Annotated in this window: 4 protein-coding genes; all 4 read left to right on the forward strand. The window is 43.4% G+C overall.

Annotated features, from left to right (window positions below):
- Positions 1-27: 27 nt before the first annotated feature.
- Positions 28-627, forward strand: coding sequence for a hypothetical protein (locus AB5935_RS23845; protein WP_410525541.1), 600 nt, complete (start codon positions 28-30; stop codon positions 625-627).
- A gap of 54 nt (positions 628-681) precedes the next feature.
- Complete coding sequence (locus AB5935_RS23850; protein ID WP_004312153.1) at positions 682-1,359, forward strand: hypothetical protein; 678 nt, start codon at positions 682-684, stop codon at positions 1,357-1,359.
- A gap of 26 nt (positions 1,360-1,385) precedes the next feature.
- On the forward strand, positions 1,386-2,216 hold the full coding sequence (locus AB5935_RS23855; protein ID WP_172772811.1) for a M23 family metallopeptidase: 831 nt from the start codon (positions 1,386-1,388) through the stop codon (positions 2,214-2,216).
- A gap of 23 nt (positions 2,217-2,239) precedes the next feature.
- Positions 2,240-2,470 (forward strand): hypothetical protein (locus AB5935_RS23860; protein ID WP_368327648.1); only part of this gene is annotated, 231 nt, incomplete at its 3' end.

Consider the following 2,470-nt stretch of genomic DNA (forward strand, 5'->3'; position numbering starts at 1 on the left):
CTCCAGGCTCAGGGCAACGACCCTGTTTTGGCTGGAATGATTCTGGCATACACAAATAAGGCAGAAAAAGAACTGAAGCAGCAGGAACAAATGATGCTTCTGGAATCTACGGGTCATCTGTGGATAAAGGAAGAGGTACAAGGAGTAACTGACCTGCAAAAGGAGTTCAACACTTATTTGGACAACTTTCATAGCATAATCAGTTATGCGGCACAGATATATGGATTCTATCATGAAATAGACCGACTCGTGAAACACCTGGGAACTTTTAATGACCAGCTCCAGCACCAGACAGGAAATGCCCTGGCAGTAGCATTGTCTTCAAACAGGAATAAAATCTATAGAGAACTTATCATGAATAGTGTTGATATAGTCAATGACATCCGGCAACTGTGCCTCTCCGACACCAAGATGACAGAGAAGGAACGACTAGAAGTTCTCTTTTCCATCCGCCCGAAACTTAAACTCATGAATCAAAAGCTCAAAAGGCTTACGAGAGCTATTAAATATACTTCACTCTCTGACATATGGGCGGAGATAGACTACAATGGCAGAAGTGAGGTTGACAAGCCCAATATTGTACAGAAATGCAAGGAAAGATGGAAGAGAAACGTAAAGCCAAAGTAAATATTCAGGTAAAAAGATAATTCAGGATAACAATTTAACAATCAAACTTTAAACATGGGTTGGGGAGCATTATTGAAAGCAGCAGTCAGCTTAGGAGGAAGAGCTATAAAAGCTGTAGCTAAATCGGCAGGGGGTGCAGTCGTACATCCTCAGCAAACGCTAAAAGGATTAGGAAGTGCCACCAAGTCTGCGGCCATAGGTGGAAGCCTGGGCTACATCGGTTGGGAGAAACTGACTACAGACAAAAGCGTAGTGGGTATTGTCAGCGATGCTGTCATTGGCGAAGAAACGACACAAAAGATTGGAGACACAGTCTCAAATATCGGTGAAGGAATGAAAGAGGTGAAAGACTCTGTAACTGGTCTCACTGAAAATGTCAATGATGCCATCACCAGTGCAGACAGCAAATGGAACGGCATGAGCAAATTCCTGCAAGGTATTTGCTCCGGGAACGGTGGAAACATGATGGGGAACTTTTTCAGCAATATAGGCAAAGGGAATGTCTCCGGTCTGAGTCTCATCGGACTTGTAGTGGCTGCACTACTTGTTTTTGGAAGATTCGGATGGATGGGCAAGATAGCTGGAGCTGTGCTTGCCATGATGATGATAGGAAACAATGTAAATATGAACGAGGCACTTGCCAGTGAGAAGAAACGACCTGCTGCACAAAGTCAAGACGAAATTCAACAGTCGGAGATTGCACAAGGCACTGGTGGCGGCAGACGAAGATAATAGTAAATTTTATAAACAGATATAATATGCAATATACACAGGAAATGATTCTTCGTTCGGACAGTGGATACTGTATGCCCTACGAAGAAAAAGGCCGTGACGTACAGATGAGTCTTGGCTACGGTAAACAGAAACATCCGCATACAGGAGAACCTTTTTTTCATCATGGTGTGGATTTCAAAGCCAACCATTATCTTCTTTCAGCAGTTGCAACAGGGAAGATCACAGGACTTGGGAATGATGCCGTACATGGTATCTATCAGGTGACACGCTATGGAGACTACGAGGTAAAATACGCACACCTCTCGAACGTTTTGGCCAACTACGGAAGTGAAGTCAAGGCCGGTCAGGTTATTTCCGTAAGTGGGGAAATACTCCACATGGAGGTCAGGTATAAAGGAGAAGAGCTCAATCCTCTGGAGTTCCTGACCATGATATACAGTAACTTGAAAGTCATGGAACAGAACGGACAACCTGGTGCAGTACCACAATTTGTGACACTGGACATGGATGTCAGAACCATGTATGACAAAGATAGTAAGGAGATAGAGAATCTGATGATGCGTTTTTTTCCGGACTACATGAAAGACATCAGTCTTGGAGCCTACACGTTGCCGGAACATACACAGTTCACTTTGAGAAATATTCTCTCACTGTCGGCTACAAAAAATTACTTCTATGAAACCATCCCCAGTATGGCCAATCCATTAGGTATGGGCGCACGAAGTATACCGATTGCAGAACGGGTACAGAATCTGCTTATCGGTGATTTCCTGAACTATCTTGCACTGCGTCATCAGATATTCCTTTCCAGTTTAAGTGATCACGAAAAAAAAAAGCACATGAACTGGCCATAGCAAACAGTGGCCTTATTGATCCATTGGCAGAGCTCGATATTGATGTTCAAAGCTTCGATATTCCCCGTATGGTGAGCGTGTATCCGGATAAGTCCGGTATCAGATGGTGGACAAAAGCATGGTTCAATGGTAGTGAGAAAGGAGAAGCTGCAATAGAGATTGAACGTGAGCTTGCAATCAAGTTTATCAATGAAAACATTGAAAAGGATGAATGGCTGGAAGAATATTTCCCGAAACAGATGGAAGTATATCAC

The organism is Phocaeicola sp. RTP21198st1_B8_RTP21198_201120, assembly GCF_040929485.1.
GTDB classification, from domain to species: domain Bacteria; phylum Bacteroidota; class Bacteroidia; order Bacteroidales; family Bacteroidaceae; genus Phocaeicola; species Phocaeicola dorei.